At 59.8% G+C, this 22,548-nt stretch carries 15 protein-coding genes; 1 reads left to right on the top strand and 14 read right to left on the bottom strand.

Annotation, left to right across the window (positions count from 1 at the left end; translation table 11 throughout):
* Window positions 1–15 precede the first annotated feature (15 nt).
* Window positions 16–480, bottom strand: coding sequence for a multidrug transporter (locus tag SNL23_RS21975; RefSeq protein WP_167663427.1), 465 nt, complete (start codon window positions 478–480; stop codon window positions 16–18).
* A gap of 197 nt (window positions 481–677) precedes the next feature.
* On the opposite strand from SNL23_RS21975, the gene SNL23_RS21970 reads away from it, so the two are divergent.
* A complete protein-coding gene (locus tag SNL23_RS21970) occupies window positions 678–4,058 on the top strand; it encodes a dermonecrotic toxin domain-containing protein (RefSeq protein WP_318303500.1) in 3,381 nt (1,126 codons plus the stop codon).
* A gap of 103 nt (window positions 4,059–4,161) precedes the next feature.
* Here SNL23_RS21970 and SNL23_RS21965 read toward each other — a convergent pair whose 3' ends face one another.
* The 13 genes from SNL23_RS21965 to yaaA all read right to left on the bottom strand — a co-directional run bounded on the left by SNL23_RS21965 (window position 4,162) and on the right by yaaA (window position 22,391).
* Window positions 4,162–5,613 (bottom strand): mannose-1-phosphate guanylyltransferase/mannose-6-phosphate isomerase, encoded by a 1,452-nt coding sequence (locus tag SNL23_RS21965; protein ID WP_076014362.1) that lies wholly within the window; start codon window positions 5,611–5,613, stop codon window positions 4,162–4,164.
* A gap of 217 nt (window positions 5,614–5,830) precedes the next feature.
* Window positions 5,831–6,487 (bottom strand): alginate O-acetyltransferase AlgF, encoded by a 657-nt coding sequence (locus SNL23_RS21960; RefSeq protein WP_318303498.1) that lies wholly within the window; start codon window positions 6,485–6,487, stop codon window positions 5,831–5,833.
* A 16-nt stretch (window positions 6,488–6,503) separates the two neighbouring features.
* Window positions 6,504–7,691: an alginate O-acetyltransferase gene (locus tag SNL23_RS21955; protein WP_076014360.1), complete on the bottom strand. Its 1,188-nt coding sequence runs from the start codon at window positions 7,689–7,691 to the stop codon at window positions 6,504–6,506.
* A gap of 11 nt (window positions 7,692–7,702) precedes the next feature.
* Complete coding sequence (locus tag SNL23_RS21950; RefSeq protein ID WP_076014359.1) at window positions 7,703–9,268, bottom strand: MBOAT family O-acyltransferase; 1,566 nt, start codon at window positions 9,266–9,268, stop codon at window positions 7,703–7,705.
* Window positions 9,269–9,485: 217 nt separating this feature from the next.
* Window positions 9,486–10,595 (bottom strand): mannuronate-specific alginate lyase, encoded by a 1,110-nt coding sequence (locus SNL23_RS21945; protein WP_318303497.1) that lies wholly within the window; start codon window positions 10,593–10,595, stop codon window positions 9,486–9,488.
* 8 nt (window positions 10,596–10,603) lie between these two features.
* Window positions 10,604–12,052 carry an alginate O-acetyltransferase gene (locus SNL23_RS21940; RefSeq protein ID WP_318303566.1) on the bottom strand — a complete coding sequence of 483 codons (1,449 nt, stop codon included), beginning with the start codon at window positions 12,050–12,052 and terminating at the stop codon, window positions 10,604–10,606.
* Window positions 12,053–12,063: 11 nt separating this feature from the next.
* A complete protein-coding gene (gene algG / locus SNL23_RS21935; protein WP_076014357.1) occupies window positions 12,064–13,656 on the bottom strand; it encodes a mannuronan 5-epimerase AlgG in 1,593 nt (530 codons plus the stop codon).
* Window positions 13,656–15,143 carry an alginate export family protein gene (locus tag SNL23_RS21930; RefSeq protein ID WP_318303495.1) on the bottom strand — a complete coding sequence of 496 codons (1,488 nt, stop codon included), beginning with the start codon at window positions 15,141–15,143 and terminating at the stop codon, window positions 13,656–13,658. The genes algG and SNL23_RS21930 overlap by 1 nt, the downstream gene beginning before the upstream one ends.
* Window positions 15,140–16,564 (bottom strand): alginate biosynthesis TPR repeat lipoprotein AlgK, encoded by a 1,425-nt coding sequence (gene algK / locus SNL23_RS21925; RefSeq protein WP_412104254.1) that lies wholly within the window; start codon window positions 16,562–16,564, stop codon window positions 15,140–15,142. Before algK ends, SNL23_RS21930 begins: the two co-directional genes overlap by 4 nt.
* Before the next feature lie 90 nt (window positions 16,565–16,654).
* A complete protein-coding gene (locus tag SNL23_RS21920) occupies window positions 16,655–17,824 on the bottom strand; it encodes an alginate biosynthesis protein Alg44 (RefSeq protein WP_167662864.1) in 1,170 nt (389 codons plus the stop codon).
* A 36-nt stretch (window positions 17,825–17,860) separates the two neighbouring features.
* Window positions 17,861–19,342: a mannuronan synthase gene (gene alg8 / locus SNL23_RS21915; RefSeq protein ID WP_167662863.1), complete on the bottom strand. Its 1,482-nt coding sequence runs from the start codon at window positions 19,340–19,342 to the stop codon at window positions 17,861–17,863.
* An 84-nt stretch (window positions 19,343–19,426) separates the two neighbouring features.
* Entirely contained in the window at window positions 19,427–20,743 is a 1,317-nt protein-coding gene (locus SNL23_RS21910; RefSeq protein WP_076014352.1) for a nucleotide sugar dehydrogenase, read from the bottom strand.
* Window positions 20,744–21,611: 868 nt separating this feature from the next.
* Window positions 21,612–22,391 (bottom strand): peroxide stress protein YaaA, encoded by a 780-nt coding sequence (yaaA, locus tag SNL23_RS21905; RefSeq protein ID WP_318303494.1) that lies wholly within the window; start codon window positions 22,389–22,391, stop codon window positions 21,612–21,614.
* Window positions 22,392–22,548: the final 157 nt, after the last annotated feature.

The raw sequence follows: 22,548 nt of genomic DNA, 5'->3' as shown, positions 1-22,548 counted from the left end.
ATCAGTCCTTTGTTGTTAGTCGGAGAAGCTGCCTTGCAAATGCTCGGCGCGAAATTCCAGGGTTTGCGGGCGATAGCCGGGGCGCAGTGGCGGTACCGGCAGGCAGTCTTCCCAGGTGGCGCCGGCTTGCAGTTCGCCGGGGCCGCGATAGCGTGGGGCAGCGTAGACGTTGTCGGCCAGGTTGACGGTGTCGCCTGGTGCATAAGCTGCGACGCGCCAGCGCAGTTCGGTCAGTGGCACATCGTTGCCGTTGTTCAGAGTGAGTTTGAGTGGCCGGTCTGCCGGGCATTCTTGAGGCGCGTAGACGGTGCGTAATTCCAGGCGTGCCAATTGTTGGGCCTCACGCTTGTCCAGCCACACTACGCCTACCGCGACCAAACCCAGGCCGATGGCGGCCGCAAGGGAAACCGGCAACGCCTTGGCCGGATAGCGCAGCAGGAGGATCAACCAGGTGATGATCAGTAGAACGCCGATGAACACGATAAAACCCTCGCTTGCCATGAGCATTCATCGTAGCTGAGCCCGGGGGCCAAGCCTAATCACTTGCGGTAATGCATTGCACTTTACCCACCGGAACCCGCTGGCGCTCTTACACCACGGATTGATTCATCACTGGAGTGATATCTCTTTTACAAGGGTAACAATGGACTAACTCCCTTTTGCACAGGGTCCATTCAATGATTGTTAAACGTCATACCGAGTATCAGCCCGATCTTGCCCCTCCTTCAGCTTTAAACGGCCAGCGAGCCGCTGAAAACCAGACGCCTCAGCTCAGTAGCGCGGCGTCATTTTCTGGCCAGGCCGTCCCTGGTGCACCTGCTATACCGGTCGCTCGGAGCATTCGTCCGGCCACTGTCGCCGAGTATGCTTTTGGTAGACCCGCCTCTGCTCAACAGGGTTATTTCAGCCAGCACAATTCACTCAACATTCAAATCAACCGGTTGATCAGCCAGCAGCCCACCTATGAGCAATTTGTGCAGGAGTATCAGGAGTACGTTGCCAAGACGCCTGGCGCCGTAGGGCAAATTGGTGAGCTGTTTGCCAACGCAGTCACTCGATTCTGGACGTCTCCCCGCCCCACCGAAACAGACCCCAGCCCGCCTCAAGACCAACTGATCAACCTGCACCGCCAAATGCTCTCCACTCAAGCGGCCCTGCGCGTGGAGGACGGTACCCTGAGCCAGGCGAGCAAAGCGCTGATCGACAAAGCGTTCCGTTATCCGACCCTGGCGTCCCGGGAAAGCGCTTTCCCCAACGGTGCGCGGCCCGGTGTATATCCGCTCACGGTTGATGACACGACGCTGAACGGCGCGCGCCTGGCCGGGGCCTTCATGATTACCGCCTCCGATGGCTCCCTGCAAACCCAGCCTCACTGGCCCAACGGCAACAAAAACATGCTTGCCAACCAAGACAACGGACCTGTGGTGCTCTACACCCCCGGTGAGGGCTTTGAGGAGTTCGCGACCCCTGCCCAATTGCAGTCGACGCTGATGCAACGAATTGACAAAGGCGGCGTTCGCGCAGAGCTGCTGTCACAGAGCTTGCCCTTGTCGGCGGAAAACCTGCGCAAGCCTTTACGCGGCGAAGACCTGATGCTCAGTTTCGCTCCCACCTCAGGGGACTTGATTGCTGAAGCGATTCCTCAGCTTCTGGAGCGACAAAAAGCCGAACTGAATGCACTGACTCACTCAGACACCAGCGACATGAACGGCCCACAAATCGCCTTGGCCATGAACAACGCCGCCAATTGGTCTACTCAACTGGACGGCAGCAACGCAATGCTTGCCCGGGGAGAAAGGCTTGAAGACAAACAACAGCCGCAGTGGCTGAAAAACCTGTCGCGCATGAACGAGGGCGAATACAAGTCTCTGGAGGCGAGCGAGCAGCAATCCCTCCAGCCACTGGTGCCGTTGCTGGAAGCGATTCCTTCACTGCAGGGCTTTGCCCATGACAAATTGGCGGCGGCGCTCAGGAAAAAATACCCCACGGTAAATATCGACCCGGACAAGATCGTGGTCACCACCACCACACAATCCAGGACTCATACCGGTCGGCAAGGCGCTTACGTTGCGCGCAATGTCAGCAGGCAGCACAGCTCATTGATTGAGCTTGCTCTGAAAAACCCTACTGCATGGCCCGCCGCAGAAAGCCACCAGCATGTTGAGGTGAAATTCGCCGCAACGCTGACCGATGTTTCAGGCAAGCCGGTGCTCGGGGCAGATGGAAAACCTGTGGTGTTGGGAACCGAGGAACTCAAGACTCTGGTGAATGAGCTGGATGTGGGCGGTAACTACATCACCCTGCTCAAGGAACGAATGGCGCCTGACGCCCAGACGGGAGCACCGGGGAAACTCCGCTCGGCATGGAAAGCCAACCTGTCGGATGTCATGCAGAAGCAGGCGTTTCTGGGGCAGTTGAATCCGCAGGCTTATCCACAAGGCTCCTCGGGACCTGAATGGGTCCGGGCCGTGCTCGATTTTCCGGACGCTGCCACGCGGCCCCAAGTGGATGGAAAGACCGTTGTCGCAAACACCGTCAGCCACTACGGTCAGGAGCTTCAGGGTGTGGTCGCCATTGGCAACGGCCAGGACGGGCCGCTTGTGCTGTATAGCCCGGATGCGCCCGACGGGATCTCCTTTCGGGAAGTCGCCAATCAGGCGGCGCTCAGTGCGCTTTTCAAAGAACCGGGATGGCGAACCTACGCAAGTAGCAAAACATCGCCGCTCAATCCGGACGGTTTGAGTGCAATCGCCCAGGGGAGCATTGTTGAAAATGTGGGGCGGCTGGGACGGGTGAATGAGTTGGGTAGCAACGCCTACCTCACGCCTATCCAGGGCAATTTACAGGACACTCTGTACAAACAACTGACGGAAATACTGATCGATAAGGCGGACGTCGGATCTGTCAGCTCAGATGAAGTAGCTAAAGAATCGAGATACAACAAGACCCTGTTTGGCATCGAGGTCGCCACGATGTTCATGGACCTGCTGCCCATTGTCGGAAAGGGCGTTTCGACCGCGACCCGCCTGACCAAGGCGGGGCTGCGTGTCATCCGGGCACCGGGACAATCCATCGTCAACGTACTCAACAAACCCAACCGCCTTGCCATGATCTATGCCCGGTATGGCGACGGCAGCGGCATGGCCGCGGGTAGCAAGGCCAGCCCAATTATGCGCCCGGTCCTTAACCCGGCGCCGGCAAGTAGAGTCGTCGTGCCGCTGACGACCACGCCGGCGGCACACCAGGTACCGGCAGGGGGCGTCTCAGTCCGCTCATTGCCAGACATCAGCGCCCATTCCGTGCCTGACAGCCTGCTCAGCGGCCGTACGATGCGGGGCGACGGCACTTATCAAGTCGGCGAGCAGTTTTATGTGCGTTACACCGATGGCAGCGGCGTCAGCAAACCGTACGAAATCAGCTCCGTGTACAAGGTCGAGGGTGGATATGTACGGGTCATTGACCCGCAGACCAAAAAGACCGTGGCATTCCTGCAGCCGGCGGGCGACGGCGAATGGCGATTGAACCGGTTGCCGGGTGGCGTCAAGTCAGGATTAGGTCCAAAGAAGACTGGCAAGCCTCAGGCGCAAAAGCTGCTGGGCCAGCCAGGCAGCTCTGCTCCACTCTCTGCAACGAATAAGCAACTGGTCAATCATCCAGATTGGCAGTCGGCAGTGGATTCGGGCACGCACAACGGGCAACCCGTTTATATCCACTACACCAGCAAGGAAGGCGCTGAAGCGATTGCTCAAGGGCAAGGTATTAACGATCTGGCGCGCGGTGAAACGCGCGCGGGTTCGAAGGGCGGCGTGTACGTTAACCCCCCCGGCCAGCAATTTAATGGTGAAAACGTCGAAAACCTGTTGTTCCTGGGGAACGAACGCTATGTGGGCAGGGGCGACTACATGGTGATATTCAGCACGGATCAGGTTCCGCAGGATCTGGGTTCCATCACGGCGGGCAGCCCGTTCGTTGAGCTGAAGATGAACAAAGAAATCAAGTTGAACCCGTCGAACTTCCTGTATTTGGGGCCGAATCAGTTTCCCGACTATTTCGGTTGAGCGCGTTTGAAAGCGCTGGGGCATTGATCTGAAAAAGCCCCCGACCCACCGGCTGCGGATAGGGGACGCAGTCGGTGTGACGGGGGCTTCTTGTGCCGCTCTTTTACTGCGCGATGGTTTTCACCGACACGCCACGCTCGATCGGCGTAGACCGACCGTAGATATCTTCAAAACGCTCGATATCGTCTTCACCCAGGTAGCTGCCGGACTGCACTTCAATGATCTCCAATGGGATCTTGCCCGGGTTGCGCAAGCGGTGCACCGAGGCGATCGGAATGTAGGTGGACTGGTTTTCGGTGAGCAGGAACACGTTCTCGTCACAGGTGACTTCGGCAGTGCCGCTGACCACGATCCAGTGTTCGGCGCGGTGGTGGTGCATCTGCAACGACAGGCACGCGCCCGGCTTGACCGAGATGTGCTTGACCTGGAAGCGGCCGCCCATGTCCACCGAGTCATACGAGCCCCACGGACGGTAGACCTCGCAGTGGTTCTGGGTTTCGCTGCGGCCCTGTTCGTTGAGAGTGTTGACCATCTGCTTGACGCCCTGGACCTTGTCCTTGTGGGCAATCATCATCGCGTCCTTGGTTTCTACCACCACGATGTTTTCCAGACCGATCACCGACACCAGCTTGCCGTTGCCGTGGATCATGCAGTTCTTGCTGTCCTGGATCACCACGTCGCCTTTGCTGACGTTGCCGTTGGCGTCTTTTTCATTCACGTCCCACAGCGATGCCCAGCAACCCACGTCGCTCCAGCCAGCGGTCAATGGCACCACGCAGGCCAGCTGGGTTTTTTCCATCACGGCGTAGTCGATGGAGTTATCCGGGCAGCAGGCGAAAGTGGCTTCGTCGATGTCGATGGTGTCGGCGCTGTGGTTGCTGCGTTCCAGGGTCAGCAGGCAGGTGTCGTAGATGTCCGGATCGTGCTTTTTCAGCTCTTCCAGGAAGCGGCTGGCGCGGAACAGGAACATGCCGCTGTTCCAGAAGTAACCACCGCTTTTGACGAACTCGGTGGCGCGTTTTTCATCGGGTTTTTCAACGAACTGTTGCACGCGGCTGACGCCTTCGGGCAGCAGCGAATCGTTGGTCGACTTGATGTAGCCGTAGCCGGTTTCCGGACGGGTGGCCGGCACGCCGAACAGCACCATTTCACCACGCTCAGCGGCCACAGTGGCCAGGGCCAGGGCACGTTGCAGGGCTTTCTGGTCGTCCAGCACGTGGTCGGCCGGCAGCACCAGCATCAGCTCGTCACGGCCTTCGTTGACCAGCATCATTGCCGTCAGGGCCACGGCCGGCGCGGTGTTACGGCCGAACGGTTCCATCAGGATGCGCTGGGTTTCCAGTTTGCGGGCGGCCAGTTGCTCGTTGACGATAAAGCGGTGGTCTTTGTTGCAGACCACGATGGGTGCATCCATGCCGTCGAACACCAGGCGCTCCAGGGTTTGCTGGAACAAAGTGTGCTCGCCGGTCAGGGCCAGGAACTGCTTGGGAAACTGTTTACGCGAAAGCGGCCAAAGACGTGAGCCGCTACCACCGGAAAGGATTACTGGGATCATGTGTTTCTCCTTGAATCAATATGGGTTAGAGCTACTGCGTTCTGTCGTTTCACTCTTGTTTTTGTCTCGGTCCGGGCTGGCCGCTTAATCCTGTAGGAGCGAGCTTGCTCGCGAAAAACCAGAGAGCGCCGGGATAAACCGGGGGCGCTGCGTCATCGTTAGCGTTCTTCGCGAGCAAGCTCGCTCCTACAGGGGGTGCGGTCCGTCCGGTAAATAGTTAGCGGGTCGACACGGGGCGCTTGACCCACACTGGCGACAGGTTGGCGCCGCTGCCGGTGACGTACAGCACTGCGGCCTCACCACGCTCCAGGGCTACCGGCTTCACGTCGCCGACTTTCTTGTCGCCTTCGTACAAGGCCAGGCTGACCTTCACCGGGTTGATCTCGCGCTCGCCACGGCCCTTGGCGGCCACGGCCTGGACCACGTCGGTCTTGCCGTCGGCGGTTTTCAGGGTCAGCGACTTGTCACTGAGGTTCTGCACGCGCACCAGGGATTTCTGCTTGTTCTTGAACGGCGGTTCTTCGATCAGTTGCGGCTGGCCGCTGCCGCTGCTGACCAGGGTGTAGTAGTGGTCGGAGGCGAGCTTGACCGGCAGGGTCTGGCTGCCGACCTTGGCGCTGTAGTCACCGCCCGGCATGAAGCTGAAGTCACTGCTGGCCAACGGGGCAACCTCGTTGAGGTTGGTGCTGCCGACGGTGGCGCTGACTTCCTGGTTGCTGGCGTTGTATACCCGCACAAAGCTCGAGCCTTTTGGCGCGACCGGGCCGTAGAGGGCGGCGTCGCCACCGGCGAAGGCGGACATCGAAATAACGCTCATGCCTGCAACGAGGGCAAAGGTTTTTGCGAGACGACGCGGAGTAGTAGTGAAAGTCATGTGAGTTACCTCTCTTTCAGTTTTGCGCCCGGTTGGGCGTCTCGGAGTTCATGTTTTTAACGGCGGGGGTGTTGATAGCCATGTTCTGTTGGCGCGCACCGGCTTGTTTGAGCTGCGCAACCCACTGCGGGTCGGCATCGCCGATTTCGTTGTTCACAGGCAGATAACGTTCAGGAAACTCCCAGATCAGCACCTGTGGCGGGCTGTTCTTGAAGTCGTCGCTTTTCAGGTAGCTGAGCATCGGCAGGATCGGGCCGTGGCCGTCTTCGGAGTAGTTAATGACGTCGCTGCCCAGCGCTTGCTTCAGCGCGCCGACAAAGTTCCAGTTCGGGTTGGCGCTGTAGCTGGTGCCCACCAGGGCCACCGGGGTTTCGCTGTCGGTGAACAGGGCGTCGTCGCCTTTGGTTTCAGCCAGGTGAGTCACGCGTTTTTGCAGCGGCTCCTTGGGTGGCATCAGGTTTTCGAACAGCGGGTCCAGGGGCAGGAACAGACGCAGGTCGCCCTTGTGTGGCTCGGTCTTCTCGGCTTCGGTGACGAAGCGTTGAGGCTCGCCGCTCAGGGGCGTTTTGTTGGCAATTGTCTTGGCCAATTCTTTGGCCGCCACTTCAGCGCCGTCCGGGGTCCAGTGGGTGTCGGTGCGCAGGAACACTTGCTGGCCGTGCAGCTTGGCCTGTTGCAGCGGGCCCATCAGGTCGGGAGCGACGATCTTGTCGGCGGCCATGCGGGCATGGAAGTCCTGGTACAGACCTGCGTGGATACTCGCCGGCTGCACTTCACCCAGGTGTTCCGGGTACAGGCGCACCTTGGCCGGCACGATCGCCATCACCAGTTGGATGCCTTGGGCCTTGAGCTTCTGGCGCACGCCTTCCACCAGGGCGTAGTTGCCTTGCAGGTTCTGGTCTTCGTTGACGATGGGGTTGAATTCCTCGTCGCTGTAGAGCCAGTGATCGCGGCCAATCACCACGCCAGGGCGGCCTTCATTGAACAGCTTGTAGTCCAGGGCTGCCCAGAGGTTGGTGCCCAGGCGCTTGATCGGGAACTGGTCGTCGTAATGGGTCTCGACGGCCTTGGTCCAGCGACCGTTGAGCACGGTAGCGTCGGCGTTGGTGCTGAAACCGAAGAAACTGCGCATCGACCAGGCGCCCAACGCCAGCAGCACGGCCATGAACAAGGCGATATAGAGGACGCGTAATGAACGGGTCATGGTCGGCTCCCTCAGAACTGGAAGTAAAGGAACGGCGAGAAGCTCTGCGCCGAAAGTTTGAGAATCGACGCCACGAACAGCAGCAGTACTGCGGCGCGCATGGCGTAGCGTGGCCAGGTGGCGGTCCAGTAGGCCGGTTGCACGGTGGCCTCGGTGCCAACGGTGTAGCCGGGCTCATGGATGCTGCCCGGGGTGTCGCCCGGTACGGCCTTGATCAAGCCAGGTTGTGCAGTCGCCGGGCCATCGGCCTGGGTGTTGACCGCAGGCTTGGTTTTTTCCGGTGGGCGGTTGTTGTAGAAGTCCCGCAGGCCGAAAAACGCCAGGGTTGCGTATGCCACCACCAGGGTTGCCACTTGCAGGCCGGTGAGGCTGGCGCGATTGAGTTCCGAGAGTGACCACTCGCCGAAGCTGAACATCGCGCCGTACATACGGCCGGCGACGTGCAGGTTTTCCGAGCGGAAGATCACCCAGCCCATTACCACCAGCAGGAAGGTGAAGGCCCAGCGCACGACGTTGAAACTGCGCGGTGCGGTGTTGAGGCCGATGGCTTTTTCAATCGCCAGCCACATGCCGTGCCAGGCGCCCCACACGATGTAGGTGATGTTTGCACCGTGCCACAGGCCACCGAGCAGCATGGTCAGGAACAGGTTGCGGTAGGTGGTCAGCGTGCCTTTACGGTTGCCGCCCAGGGTGATGTAGAGGTAGTCACGCAGCCAGGTGGACAGGCTGATGTGCCAGCGCCGCCAGAACTCGGTGATCGACTGGCTGATGTACGGTTGCTTGAAGTTTTCCATGAAGCGGAAACCCATCATCAAGCCCAAACCGATGGCCATGTCGCTGTAGCCGGAGAAGTCGAAGTACAGCTGCGCGGTGTACGCCAGCGCGCCGAGCCACGCGTCGCCGGTGGTGGGGTTTTGCAGGGCGAAGCAATGGTCGGCGACCACCGCCAGGGTGTCGGCGATGAACACCTTCTTGATGAAACCCTGCATGAACCGCGTGCAGCCCTCGGAGAATTTATCGAGGGTGTGGGTGCGGTTGTTGAACTGGTCGGCCAGGTCGCGAAAGCGCAACACGGGGCCGGCAATCAGGTGCGGGAAGATCGCCACGAACGCCGCAAAGTCGATCAGGTTGCGGGTGGCCGGGGTGTCGCCGCGGTACACGTCGATGATGTAGCTGATGGACTCGAAGATGTAGAACGAGATACCGATCGGCAACAGCACGTGGGTCAGGATGAAAGGCTCAAGCCCCGCCGACTTCATCATCAGGTTGATGCTGTCGACGCCGAAGTTGGCATACTTGAAGTAGCCGAGGATGCACAGGTCGACCGCCACGCCCAACAGCAGCCAGCGCTGGGCCGGCTTGGTGCGCACGCCTGCCGCACCGACCTTGAGGCCGATCCAGTAGTTCCACAGCGTCACGGCGGCGAACAGCGCCAGGAAGTCCACTCGCCACCAGGCGTAGAACACATAGCTGGCAACCAGCAGCAGCAGATTGCGATAGCGTTGCCCGCTCAAGTAGTACAAGCCGAGGAAGATCGGCAAGAACAAAAACAGGAACACATTGGACGAGAAAACCATCCCGATCTCTCCATGTTTAACCAACAGTCAAGGGCCAACGGCCCCCCCAAACCCCCCACCGAAAACGGAGAGGGGCGGTATTACATTCCCACTGACGAAACCGGCTCAAAATGTGGGAGCGGGCTTGCTCGCGAATGCGGTGTGTCATTCAACACAGACGGCGACTGTTACACCGCCTTCGCGAGCAAGCCCGCTCCCACATTTGAATTGCGTTTCGTCAGGAGCCTTTGTTGCCTTTCTCGTGCGCCGGGTCGAAGACCTTGGTCAGGTCACCCCCGAGACGGAACGTCTTGAACGGCTGCATCCCGTGCTTGCGCTCGATCACATCCGGCGCGCAGGTGTAGAGGGTGCAGAAGGGCTCAAGCCAGGCAAATTTCATGTCTTCCTTGAGGTCCTTCATGTCTTGTTCCTTGCCGTTCTTCTTCTCGAAGATCTCCGGGTCTTTCACCCCGGCCAGCACGTTGTCGCCCAGGCGTTTCAAGGCGCCGTTGTTTTCCTGGCGCAGGTCAACACCGTTGACCAGGGCAAAACTGGCGATCATCGCCAGCGGCGGCAGGGCATAGTTGTGGTACGACAAAGCCCGTTGCTGACGCTTCAATTCGTTCGGCAGGAAGCCCTGCGCATCGACCTGATTGGCGCCGACCTTGTATTCCTTCACGGCCCAATCAAACAGGTCGCGACGGTTGGTGGCGATGGAGGTCGCCATCACCGACCAGGCGGCCCAGTAGGAGTGGTTGTTGGTTTTATCCAGCGGCAGGTTGTCCCAGTCGCTCACCACCTGGTCGGCCATTTTGCTGAACCAGGCCTCGATCAACTGCGACTCCTGCTGGTGGTTGGCCAGCGGGTGGGAGTCGGAGAACTTCAGGCGTACATAGGCCGAGGCCATGCTGCCCAACGCCCATTTGCGCATGGACTTGCCGGTGTGGTTGAAATCCTTGGACATCAACGCATCCGCCTTGGCCCAACTCGTCAGCCAGTTCAGCGTACATTCCAGCTGCTCCGGGCGACCGTCGCGCATGAATTGCATCACGCGTTTGCTGGTGTCTTTTTCCAGCTTGGTGATGTCGGCGGTGCTGTCGCGAAAGGCTTTTTCGGACTGCACGTTCAACGTGGAGCGAGCCTTGTCCGAACCTTCGTACTTGCTGCGAAACTGCAGCGAACCGGTGTACGGCGCCGGCATGGTGTCGCAGTCATTCTTGAAGTCGCCGGTCTTGAATGCTTCCACCGGGGCGAAATAACCCTGGGGTGGAAGCAGTGGCGCGGCGGCATTGACTGATCCGGCGAAGATCGCCATGCCCAGTAATGTTGGAATCAATAGCTTCTGCATAAGTAACCTCATTGCCCGGCAGATGCGGTCTGTTGACCACCGGCGGGGAATACGTTGCGTGTGCAAATTTTCGCTTCGACTTTCTGCGCGGCAGTGCCCGCTTCAGGGCCCTGCACTTCCACGGCCAGCAGGTTTTGCGTGGCCCAGTCTTCATCGGTGCGCAGTTCAAAGGCGAAACGCCCGTCTGTATCGGATGTTTCGGGTTTGTCGATCTTGATGTCCTCGTGGCGCCCGTTCATGTACCAGAGGGTTGCTTGCAGGGTTTTCACCGAAGGGTCGGCGAAGCGGATGTCGACCTGATGGCTGGCGTTGCGCAGGTCTTTGTTCGAACTGTTAACCAGTAATTCGTTCTTGCCGGGTTTCAGCGTGGTGCTGGCGCTCATCTGGGCGGTCTTGCCTTCGCAGCCGTTGTCCAGCAGCGACATCATCTGGCGGTAGATGGTCTCCTGGTCCAGGCGATACAGCGGCGAGAATTCCCAGATCAGGATCTTCGGCGGGGTCTTCTGGAATTCGTCGCTGCCCAGGTACTGGATCATCGAGCCTTCGAGACCACCGCCGGGGAAGGCGACGTTGAGAATGTCGGCACCGATTTCCTGTTCCAGGAAGCCGGCGAAGTTGTAGTTCTTGCCGCTGTGGCTGGTGCCCACGAGGGTGATCTGCGGGTTGCCGGAATCACCGAACAGGTCGCCGTCCGCCGCTTCGCCCTTGGGCTCGGTGGTGAACTGGTCCATGTACTGGATCGCGTAGCTGGTGCCACACAGTTGCCCGGCCATGTTGTGCAGGGTGCCGGTCTTACCCATGCGCCCGGAACGTTTGGTCTCGAATTCACGCTGCGGGATGCCGGCAAACTCGGGCATCGCGCGCACTTTCGCGCCGACGATTTTGGCGGTGCGCTGGGCGCCGTATGGCGTCCAGTGTTGGTCACCGCGGAAGTAGAAGTCGTGGGCCGGTAATTCATCCGGCAACTGCTCGTTGGTCAGCGGCGACAGGTCCGGCACGACATAGCCCATCTTGGCGAAACGCCCGAGCATGGTTTTGTAGTTGCCCAGGGCCTTGTCGAAATCGAACTTGGCTTTCTCTTCAGGGTTGAGCTTGTTGCGGTTCACCAAACCACGGGTTGGCTGGTAGACCACCACCAGTTCCACGCCCTTGCTCTTGAACGCATCGTGCAGCTGTTGCATGCGTTTGTAGCCGGCGGGGCTGGTGTCGAATTCGGTGCGCAGGTCTTCCTGGGTACGGAACAACCAATCGCCCTGGGCTTGCACCAGGGTGGTGAAGTTCTGCTGGTAGCGCGTGGTGTAGTTCTTCGCGTCGTGGGCAGCCGGGCACAGGCTGCAGCACGGTTCGGCGCTGAATTTCGGGGCCTGTACTTCGTCGGCACGCACGCCCTGGCTGGCCGCGAGCAGGCCGAGGGTCAAACCCGAAAGGCTGAGCAATTTGATCATGTGTGGGTGCATAAAGGTCATCCTCAGTCCTGCATTTCGGTCTGGCGTTCGACAGGGTCGATCAGCACGGCTTTCTTCTGGCGTACCAGCAAGTCGAGGATCTCTTCCTGGCGATCGCCAAGAACGCCCGAGAAGCTGATGCCACTGGATTTGGTCGGCGCAAGCATCGACACGCGGTACAACTCGACGCTCAAGGGCGAGTCGATGGACAGCGGCCCGCTGCCGTTGGCGGCCAATTCACCGCCCACCACAATCAGCGAGACCTTGGTGTCGAACGGGTCGAGGGCGATGTCGCGGTCGGTGTCGGTCAAATCCTTGATGTGGCCGTACACGCCGGTCAGCCCGTTGGCCATGGCAATGTTCTCGTACAGGCGAATGTTCACGCTGTTACGCACGCGGATGCCGTGGCGACGGTTGCTGATCACCTTGTTGCCCCACAGCAGGTTATCGCCGCTCTCATAGAGGGTGATGCCGTCGGTGTGGTTGCGGTAGATCTCGTTGTCGGCGATCAGGTTGTTGACGCTGTTACGGTCGATCACCAGGCCCGAGAGTTTGTTGTCGAAGCTGCGGTTGTTGAAGATGAAGCTGTCGTTCACTTCCCGGGAAATGATGATGCCGTGCTTCTTCTTCGTGCCGTAGACGGTGTTGTCAGTGATGATCAGGCCGTGTGAACGGTCGTGGGGGTCAATGCCGTAGACGATGTTGTCTTTGTAGGTATTGCCCTTGAGCACAAAGCCGGTGGTTTCGTAGCAGTAGAAGCCGTACCACATGTCCGAGAACTCGGAGTCGACGATCCAGCCCGTCGGCTCGGGGCGCTTGAGCACCTTGGCCATGTTCGGCGTGTACTGGGAAATACTCACGCCATACGACTTACTGTTGGCGTAGCCGAAGCTGGCCATCTTGCTGTTGGCGATGTAGGTCTCGGTGCCGCCCCAGGCCAGCAGGAACGGACGGAATTCCTTGGGCGACTGGAAGGTCGCCGGGCCGTTGGTCTTCTCGCGCCAGCCGGTGATTTTGGTGTCACGTACGAACAGTTGGCCGTCGTTGATCAGGAACGAACCGGCTTCCTGGGACAGGCGCAGCTCTTGAGTCTGCTTGTCGATTTCGAGGATGCCTTTACGGCCCACCACGATCGGCAACTTGGCGAGGAACACACCCGGCGAGGTTTCGCTCAAGTACTGCTTGGGCACTTTCTTCAGCAGGTCCTTGAGGTTCATGTAGCCGTCGTCGACAAAGATCGCCTGGGGAATACCGTGCTGGCGCACTACCCATTCGGCCATCTTGTTGTCGCCGCCGATGAAGTCCTTCAGGGCGTCTTCCTGCATCATCCGGCGGATGCTGACTTTGCCAGGTTTGGTGCGCACAATTTTCTTGGCGATATTGGCCGCGGTGTAGCCGGACACGTCCGGCAGCGCAGGCTTGGCCATCTCCAGCGGCGCGGTCGGCGGGCTGGAGATGGTGTAGGTCTTGGCCTGTTGCAGCTCTTTGGCGATGGTCGGCGCCTTGACCTGCTGCGCGACATCGGCGAAGGCCGAAGTGCTGGCCAGCAGCATCGCTGCGACCAGCAGGCTGACCGAGCCTTTGAGGGCTTGAGGGTTCATTGCGCAGGCTCCCATCAGAACTTCCAGATCACGTCGACAAAGGCGCGATGCATGTACGAGTCGACTTGGCTGCCATAGGCGTCGCCCGGTTTGAACACGCCTGCACGGAAGCGCACCAGAGCCGACGGTTCGTCGATCGACTGGCTGAGCCCGGCCGGCAGCAGGCCTTTCTTGAAGTACTTGGTGACCACCAGGTCCATCTCCTGGCCCAGGTCTTTCTTGCCATCTTCAAGCGGCAGGGACGTGCTGGACAGGATCGCGCCGGTCACGTCATCGGTGTTGTTCTGCACGGCGTCGATGCCGTTGCTGCCCACCGGCTTGTTGCCGTCGACGCGCCAGAACTTGTGGTACACCAGGCTGGCGTCATAGTCCTCGCGCAGCTGCCACGAACCGAACAGGCTCATGGCCTGCATGTTGTTCATCTCGCCGCGAAACGCTTCGCCGAAACGGTGGACGCGGGACTGGGTACCGGTCCAGTTCGAACGGTTGCTTTGCAGGCCGTTCTGCTCGTATTCGGCGCTGGCGCGGGAGTAGGCGGCGCCCACTTGCCACTGCGGGTCGAGGCGCAGGCGCACACCCAAATCGGTGGCCCAGCCATTCACGTCATCGCTGCGCTTGGCATTGGTGGGACGGGTGCCGTCGGCGTTCAAGGCGTTGACCGTGTCGCGGTCGCCCTGCATGCCGGTGACGCTCGCCCAGTAGTTGACGGTGTTGGTGTTGCGCCAGTTGTAGGCGTCGCTGTTGGCTTCGATGCCGAGCCAGGTCAGGTCGCCGTTCTCGCGCTTGTCCAGCGAATCGGTGGCCACGCCCGGTTCCGGGAAGTCGAGCTTGCCGTCGTCATGGGTGTGGTGAGCGCGCAGGCCGATCCACTGGCCTGGCGTCCACTGATAGGCGGCGTCGGCGTAAAGGTGCTGACGGTCCTTGTCCTTGGGCGACAGTTCCTTGAGGTCGGTGCGGTATTCGCTGAAACGCTCGGCGACGCCGACATTGGCCTTGAGCAAGGTGGTGTCGAAGGTCCAGTTCAGCGCTTCGATATTGGTGTCGCGCCATTGGCCGTCGTCGTTGCGCAGGCGTTGGCGACCGAGCTTGAGGATCTCGCCGGGGTAGGGCGTGAAGCCGCCGTAGGCGACCCAGAACTCGCGCATCGCCAGGTAATTCTTCTTGCTCTTGCGGTCGTCATTGCTGGTCTGTTGGGTGGCGTCATCCGAGGACTGTTGCAGGGTGTCGGTCTCGATGATGTCGCTGGAGGTCACGGCCTGGCCCATGGCGTAGGCGCTCCAGTTGCCGCTCTCACCGTAGATCCAGGGGCGCAGGTCAAGGCCGATGCCGTTGACGTCGCCGCCTTTCTGGGTGCCCAGGTCGCGGTCATCTTCGGACTGGCCGGTGACTTTGACTTCCAGGCCGAAGTTCTTGGCTTCAGTCAGCGCGGCCAGGGTCGGACACGACCACAGCAGGGCGAAGGTCAGGCCGATGCCGGCCTTGACGAATGGATTGAGCTTCATAGGGATTCCTCGCCGTCTTCTTCTTGCAGGGCGTGCAATTGCAGCGTGCTTTGGGCCAGGGTGCCGCGCACGGCCAGTTCCTGTTGCACCAGGCGTTGGCCTTCGGCGCGTTGTTCCGGGGGCAGCGGAGCTTCGAGCTGGGTCGCCAGGTCGTTGGCTTCCGGCGTGTCCTGGGCCTTGGCCAACTGGCTGAAGACATAGGCGTTAAGCGGGTCGGGCTTGGTGCCCTTGCCTTGGGAAAACAGTTGGGCAATCGCGAAGTCGGCGCTGTTCTGGCCGTTGCGCGCAGCGGTCAGCAGATGGTCCAAGGCCTTTTGCGAATAGACCTTGCCCAGGTAGCCACGGCGGTAAATCTGGCCGAGGTAGTAATCGGCAGCCACTTCGCGGCCGACGGCTTTCTGGAAGTGTTCTTCGGCGGCCTTGGCATCTGCCGGGACCCACTTGCCTTCGTAGTAGAGCTTGCCCAGCAACAGTTCGGCGCGGGGCTGGTCGGCGGCGCGGCCGTTGTCCAGGTACTTCATCATCTGGTCGACGTCACCCAGTTCCGGGAAGTCGTAGAGCAGTTGCGCCAGGCTGACCCAGGAGGCCGGGTAAGCAGGGGCGATTTTTTCCAACAGCGCCTGGGCGGTTTTTTCGTCAGTCTTGCCCAGGCTTGCATCACCCAGTACGCGAGCGACGCTGTCGACCCGCTGGGCGGTGACGGTGCCATGGCTGTAGCCGGCTTCCATCTGCTTGAGCAGTTCGGCCTGTTTTTCCGGCTCGGCTTTTTTCTGGTAGACCGTGGCCAACTCGACGTAGCAGATATCGGTGGTGTTCAGCGCGGCCTTGCAGATGCTTTCCACTTCATCCAGATGCTGGTCGTAGGTGTCCTGGGTGCGATACAGCAGCACCTGGGCCAGGCCGGCTTCCGGGTAACCCGAGGCGCGCCATTTGCTGATTTGCTGCTGGGCGTTGATGTTCGGGAAATCATGCGGGTATTGCAGGTACAGCATTGCCAGCGGAATCAGGGTGTTGCCTTCGCCATTGGCAAAGGCTTTTTTCAACAGGCCTTCGGCTTCATGGTGCTCGGCTTCAGTAGCTCCCGGCTTGGCCACCAGCAGGCGACCCAGGCGTGCCTGGGCACGGGGCGAGGTATCGGCGGCCGCGCGATACGTCGCTTCGGCCTGCTTGATTTGCTCGGGGTCGCGGGTGCCGACCTGGATATCCGCCAGGCCCACCTGGGCCTCGCTGTAGCCCAGGTCTGCCAGTTGCTGGTAGTTCTGCTGCGCGGTGACCGTGTCACCACGCTTGAGGGCTTCATTGGCCAGGCGTTGGTCGGGCAGGCCGGCGCAACCGGCGAGGCTGACCGCAACAGCCAGCAACGCCGCAGTTCCCATGTGGGAGCGGGCTTGCTCGCGAAGGGGCCCTGTCAGTTGATGCATGTGTTGGCTGACACACTGCTTTCGCGAGCAAGCCCGCTCCCACAGGGATTGCGGTGTTTTTGAGAGAGTCATCACAGGCATGTCCTCTGCTTACAGACCGTTGGCCATGGCTTTGTCGATCAGCCAATTCAGGGATGGGCCGCGGTCGCTGGTCACTTCAACCGGGCGGCCGGCGTAGGTGCTGTCCAGCGGGGCATCGGGTTTGATCTGCACGCGAATATCGGAAGACATTTCGCTGCTGTTGAGGCTGGTGCTGCTGACGATGGTGCCGGTACGCACCTGCTCTTCATCCGCCACCTGGAAGTTCACGCGGGTACCCGGGCGAACGTCGGCAAACTGGCGATAGGAGAAGCGTGCATCAACGTTGGCCTGGCTGCCGCGCGGTACCAGTTGGAAGATCACATCGCCCTTGCTGGCGTACTGACCGTCGGCGACCAATTGCTGGGCCACGACGCAGTCGCACGGGGAGGTGAGGGTGCCGGTCATTTGTTTGCCGAACAGCTCTTCAACCTTGGCCGGTTGCAGTTGGTCTTCGTCCAGATGGCCCTTGAGCACATCGAGCATGCTGGTGCTGAACGTCGCCAATGGCGCGCCCTTGGCAGCGACCGCGTCACCTTTGATCAGGCTCTGCACGGTGCCGTCGCGAGGCATGGTCACGTTCATTCCGGGCACGCTCACCAGGCCGGACGTGGCGTGGCTGACGAAGTACATGCCGTACACCGATTTGACCACGAAGCCGAATGCCGCCAGGCCCACCACGAAGATCCCGAGGCTGAAGGTCACGGCCCGCAGGCGGCCGCCGACGCTCATGTTGCTGCCGCTGTCCTTGACCTTGCGCGCCTTGGTGAAGTTGTCGCGTTGCAGGGTCGCCAGCACGTCGCCCATGGTCACGATGTCGCCGGACAAGTGCGAGGTGATCAGGTGGCGCAGGGTGGAGATGTCTTGTGCATCGAGGTTCTGGAACTGGCAACCGGTGCGGCCGGTCTGGCGGTCGTAGGAACGAATCTGCAGCTCGACGTCCATCGCCAGGCCCAGGTTATCGATCACGAACTGCAGGCGACCCTTGTGCACATCGCCGACTTTCAGCGGCTGTTGCGGGGCGTTGAACGCCAGGCCGCCGGCGGACAGGTCGATGACCCGCACTTCCATCGGCGTGTGGTCGGCGCCGAAGAAGCGCAGCTTGGCCGGGATTTTTACCCGGGCGTGCTGGCGCTGGGCTTCGGATTCGTGGACAACGTTGGCGTTTACTTGGCTATTCATGGTGTTTAGTTCCTAGTTAATTCAGGCTTGGCAGGGTCAAACCATCATCAGCAACACGGCGACGAAAATGCTGCCGGCGGAGAAGGTCATGGTCCGAGACGACCAGGTGTTGAACCAACGTTGAAAGCTGGCCAAATCGCGGGTCAGTTTGGTGTCCTGGCGTGTCCAGGACTGTTGATCAAGGCGGAAGAACACGTAGATCTTCACCAGCGCGCCCATGATCTGGTTGTAATAGAGAATCACCGGGTAAGCCGGGCCGATCCGGTGACCGGAGCACGACAGCAGCAGGGTCAGAATCAGGCGGGTGATGCCGATCCACAGCAGGTAGGCGAGGATGAACGCGCCGCCGTATTTGAAGGTGGCGATGATCGCCACGGTCAGCCCCAGCAGGGAGGTCCACATCGACACGCGTTGATCGAACAGCACGATGCTGGTGAACAGGCCGAGGCGACGCATCCCCAGGCCCAAGGCACGTGAGTTCTGGCGCAGGTTGTTGCCGTACCAGCGGAACATCAGTTTGCGGCTGGCCTTGATGAAGCTCTTTTCCGGCGGGTGTTCCACGGTGTGAATCGCGGCATCCGGTACGTAGAAGGTGTCGTAGCCCAGGCGCATCAGGCTGAACCAGCTGGACTTGTCGTCACCGGTCAAAAACTTGAAGCGGCCCAGGCGCCAGTGTTGCAGCGAGTCGCTTTCCACGTCGGCGATAAAGCCAGGGTCGGTGACCACGTTGGCGCGGAACACCGACATGCGACCGGTCATGGTCAGCACGCGTTTGGACAGGGCCATGGAGCACATGTTGATGTGGCGCTGGGCGAAGCGCAGCTTGTGCCACTCGCTCATGATGTAGCCGCCGCGTACTTCGCAGAACTCGTTGGTGGTCAGGCCGCCGACATTGCCGAACAGCTGGAACCACGGCACGGTCTTGCGCACGACGCCCTCGGCGAGCACGGTGTCGCCATCGATCACGGCCACTACGGCGCGGTCGTCCGGCAGGTGGCGGGAGATGGCGCGAAAACCGAAGGCCAGGCCGTCACGCTTGCCGGTACCGGCGATACGCACGAAGTCCAGCTTGACGTGGTCCGGCGGGTTCATCTTGGCCCAGAGGCTCTTGACCAGCAGCTCATCGGACATTTCCACCAGGGAGCAGACCACGGTGGTAGGGAAGCCACATTCGATGGCCTCGCGAATCACCGAGCTGTAGACCTGGGCAGTGGTCAGCGCATCGATTCTGAAGCTGGTGACCATCAGGAATACGTGGGACGGGTCTGCCGCTTTGCCCAGCTTGCGCACTTTGCGCCGCAGGTGCGGGTAGACCACGTACAGGAACAGCATGCCGCGAAAGAAATGCGTAGCACCCATCGAGTAGCGCCAGATACCGACGGCACCAATCAGGAAAATAAAATTCTTCGACTCGGAGTCGAACGTACTCGCCGGCAACAGCAGGGCGAGACCCATCAGCAGGCTCAGGAAAAACAGCCAGCCGGCGGATTGGAGGAGTACGTGTTTTAACTTGGACATAGGCGTCATTCCGCAGGTGAAGGAGGCTTCGAGCGGCAAGCGTCGGGGATCAGGACGCTTGCCGCTGGAAACTTGCCGTTGCTGTTACCAGCAAATGCCTTCGGTACGACCGCTCACGCTGGTGGCCTTGGACATGAAGCCCACCAGGTCGACCACTTGCTTGCCGTGGGGTGCGTTATGCGCCAGGGCACGGAACTTCTCATCGCGGTTGCCCAGGATGATCACGTCGGAGTTGTTGATCACTTCGTCGAAGTCCGAGTTGAGCAGGGACGACACGTGAGGGATCTTGCCTTCGATGTAGTCCTTGTTGGCGCCGTGGACGCGAGCGTATTCGACGTTACTGTCGTAGATGCTCAGGTCGAAACCCTTGCCGATCAGCATTTCTGCCAGTTCCACCAGCGGGCTTTCGCGCAGGTCATCGGTGCCGGCCTTGAAGCTCAGGCCCAGCAGGGCGACTTTGCGTTTGTCATGGCTGGAGACGATGTCGAAGGCGTTCTGCACCTGGGACTCGTTGCTGCGCATCAGCGAGTTGAGCAGCGGTGCATCCACGTCGAGGGAGCCGGCGCGGTACGTCAGGGCGCGCACGTCCTTGGGCAGGCAGGAGCCGCCGAAGGCAAAGCCTGGGCGCATGTAGTACTGGGACAGGTTGAGAGTCTTGTCCTGGCAGACCACTTCCATCACTTCGCGACCGTCGACACCTACCGCCTTGGCGATGTTGCCGATCTCGTTGGCGAAGGTCACTTTGGTCGCATGCCAGACGTTGCAGGTGTACTTGATCATCTCGGCGACGGCGATGTCCTTGCGGATGATCGGCGCGTCGAGTTCTTCGTACAGCGACTGCAGGACATCGCCGGAAGCGGTGTCGAATTCGCCGATGACGGTCATTGGCGGCAGGTCGTAGTCGGCAATGGCAGTGCTTTCACGCAGGAACTCAGGGTTTACCGCAACGCCGAAGTCGACGCCGGCTTTCTTGCCGGAGCAGTCTTCGAGAATCGGGATCACCACGTTCGCCACGGTGCCTGGCAGCACAGTGCTGCGGACCACGATGGTGTGGCGGGTGGTCTTGTCACGCAGGACAAACCCGATTTCGCGGCACACCGATTCGATGTAGTTGAGTTCCAGGTCGCCGTTTTTCTTGCTCGGCGTGCCGACGCAAATCATCGACAGGTCGGTATCACGGATAGCGTCGGCGAAATTGGTAGTGCCGCGCAGTCGGCCGGTCTGGATACCCTGGCTCAACAGTTCGCCCAGACCCGGTTCAACGATGGGCGATTTGCCCGCGTTGATCAGGTCGATCTTGTCCTTGGAGATGTCTACGCCAATGACCTCATGGCCCCGTGCAGACAGGCAACCGGCACATACCGCGCCGACGTAACCCAAACCAAATATGCTGATGCGCATCGCATTTACCTCATTGTTAATCGTGCCACTAGATGGCCGGAGTTCATGTTTTGAAGCGTCACTCAGGCACTGGAAAGTGCGACGAGTAAACGTCGGTATATCCAGTGCAGGCATACTAAAAGTCGAGTGACTAACTAATGCACTCAAGTTGTGCGCAACGTGGCCTTATTGTTGGGGCTTGCCCTGAAATGCAGCCAGCCTTCCTGGGGAAGGGCCTGGCGCCAGTGCCGCAAGGCGTTGATAGGGGTTTTTAGCCCTTATATATCAACAACTTGGGTTGTCTCACTGACCCATACAGGTGAGCTCAGCCTTGGCCTTGTCGGAGAAAGTAGTGAAAACTTTTCGTCCGCCTTCAACTAATCAGTTGATGATTTGACCATTGAGTCAAAGCTGTATGACAACTTTGCTACTTCCGTTGGTCGCCACGTAAGTCATCTCTTACATCTGCAGAGATAATCGTTACCGGTGGTATGAGCGGTGCTTTAGGACATAGTTCCTGTCCACTCATCCTGTTTCCGGAAATTTCTTGAAATATTAGAAAAGATGGCACTAGTACTATTGTGATAGCACTTGCTATTTGGGCCAGTAGTTGCGGGGAGTTGCGAGGGTTAAATAGTTTTGTGCCACTACTCCTTGAAAAAAGTGGTGCCACTACGAAAAAAATTGACGAATGTCGAGTGAAATAAATGTTAGGGATTCTGAAGAATTATTTTTGACGCCAAATAAATGACGAATTCGGAGTTGGAATGCAAACAAAATGTGGGAGCGGGCTTGCTCGCGAAAGCGGCGTGTCAGGCAACAAAAGCATCGACTGAACCACCGCTTTCGCGAGCAAGCCCGCTCCCAAATTTGGATCTTCGTTGTCAGGTTATTCCGGGGCGTGATCGCGCAGGAACACCAGGTTATCCGGCTTCGACTGCTCCGCATTGAAGCGATACCCCTGCACGTCAAACTCCTTGAGTTTGGCCGGGTCGTTGATGCGTTCTTCAATCACAAAACGGCTCATCATGCCCCGGGCCTTTTTGGCGTAAAAGCTGATGATCTTGTACTGGCCGTTTTTCAGGTCCTTGAACTCGGTGTTGATGATCCGCGCGTTCAGTGCCGGGCGTTTGACTGCCGAGAAGTACTCGTTGGAGGCCAGGTTGAGCAACACGTCATCGCCTTGTTCGGCCAGGGCTTCGTTGAGCCATTCGCTGATGCGGGTGCCCCAGAAAGCGTACAGGTCCTTGCCACGGGCGTTGGGCAGCTTGGTGCCCATCTCGAGGCGGTACGGCATCATCAGGTCCAGTGGGCGCAGCAGGCCGTAGAGGCCGGAGAGCATGCGCAGGTGATCCTGGGCGTAGGTGAAGTCGGCGTCCTTGAAGGTTTCGGCGTTGAGGCCGGTGTAGACGTCGCCCTTGAAGGCCAGCAGGGCTTGCTTGGCGTTGGCGGGGGTGAAGGCTGGGGTCCAGCTGCCGAAGCGTGCGGCGTTGAGGCCGCCGATTTTGTCGGAGACGTGCATCAATTCGCTGATTTGCGCCGGGCTCAGTTCGCGCAGTTGTTCGATCAGCTCCTGGGAGTGGTCGAGGTATTGCGGTTGGGTGAAGCACGGGGTGACCGGCTTTGACTCGAAATCGAGGGTTTTGGCGGGGGAAATCACCGTCAGCATGAAGTCGTCTCCTTTAATCGTGGGGGGATTCTAGGGGGTAGGGCGGTTTGACTCCACCTATGAAGGTGATAGATGGCTGGGGGTTTGGGTGTATATCCGTTATTTAGGTAACGGCGGCTTAGGGTTCCGCTCTTACAGCGGGTCACTTTTGGCAAAC

Origin of the sequence: Pseudomonas sp. SED1 (genome assembly GCF_034044025.1) — a bacterium.
Classification (GTDB): Bacteria; Pseudomonadota; Gammaproteobacteria; order Pseudomonadales; family Pseudomonadaceae; genus Aquipseudomonas.
Note: the sequence above shows the minus strand (reverse complement) of the source record. Positions and strands in the feature narration are given on the sequence as shown.

Coding starts and splice junctions, on each gene's coding strand:
- SNL23_RS21940 (WP_318303566.1), bottom strand. CDS start 12,052: ATGCACCCACACATGATCAAATTGCTCAGCCTTTCGGGTTTGACCCTC.
- algG (WP_076014357.1), bottom strand. CDS start 13,656: ATGGGAGCCTGCGCAATGAACCCTCAAGCCCTCAAAGGCTCGGTCAGC.
- algK (WP_412104254.1), bottom strand. CDS start 16,564: ATGCATCAACTGACAGGGCCCCTTCGCGAGCAAGCCCGCTCCCACATG.
- SNL23_RS21930 (WP_318303495.1), bottom strand. CDS start 15,143: ATGAAGCTCAATCCATTCGTCAAGGCCGGCATCGGCCTGACCTTCGCC.
- yaaA (WP_318303494.1), bottom strand. CDS start 22,391: ATGCTGACGGTGATTTCCCCCGCCAAAACCCTCGATTTCGAGTCAAAG.
- SNL23_RS21945 (WP_318303497.1), bottom strand. CDS start 10,595: ATGCAGAAGCTATTGATTCCAACATTACTGGGCATGGCGATCTTCGCC.
- SNL23_RS21960 (WP_318303498.1), bottom strand. CDS start 6,487: ATGACTTTCACTACTACTCCGCGTCGTCTCGCAAAAACCTTTGCCCTC.
- SNL23_RS21970 (WP_318303500.1), top strand. CDS start 678: ATGATTGTTAAACGTCATACCGAGTATCAGCCCGATCTTGCCCCTCCT.
- SNL23_RS21965 (WP_076014362.1), bottom strand. CDS start 5,613: ATGATCCCAGTAATCCTTTCCGGTGGTAGCGGCTCACGTCTTTGGCCG.
- SNL23_RS21920 (WP_167662864.1), bottom strand. CDS start 17,824: ATGAATAGCCAAGTAAACGCCAACGTTGTCCACGAATCCGAAGCCCAG.
- SNL23_RS21955 (WP_076014360.1), bottom strand. CDS start 7,691: ATGACCCGTTCATTACGCGTCCTCTATATCGCCTTGTTCATGGCCGTG.
- SNL23_RS21950 (WP_076014359.1), bottom strand. CDS start 9,268: ATGGTTTTCTCGTCCAATGTGTTCCTGTTTTTGTTCTTGCCGATCTTC.
- SNL23_RS21910 (WP_076014352.1), bottom strand. CDS start 20,743: ATGCGCATCAGCATATTTGGTTTGGGTTACGTCGGCGCGGTATGTGCC.
- alg8 (WP_167662863.1), bottom strand. CDS start 19,342: ATGTCCAAGTTAAAACACGTACTCCTCCAATCCGCCGGCTGGCTGTTT.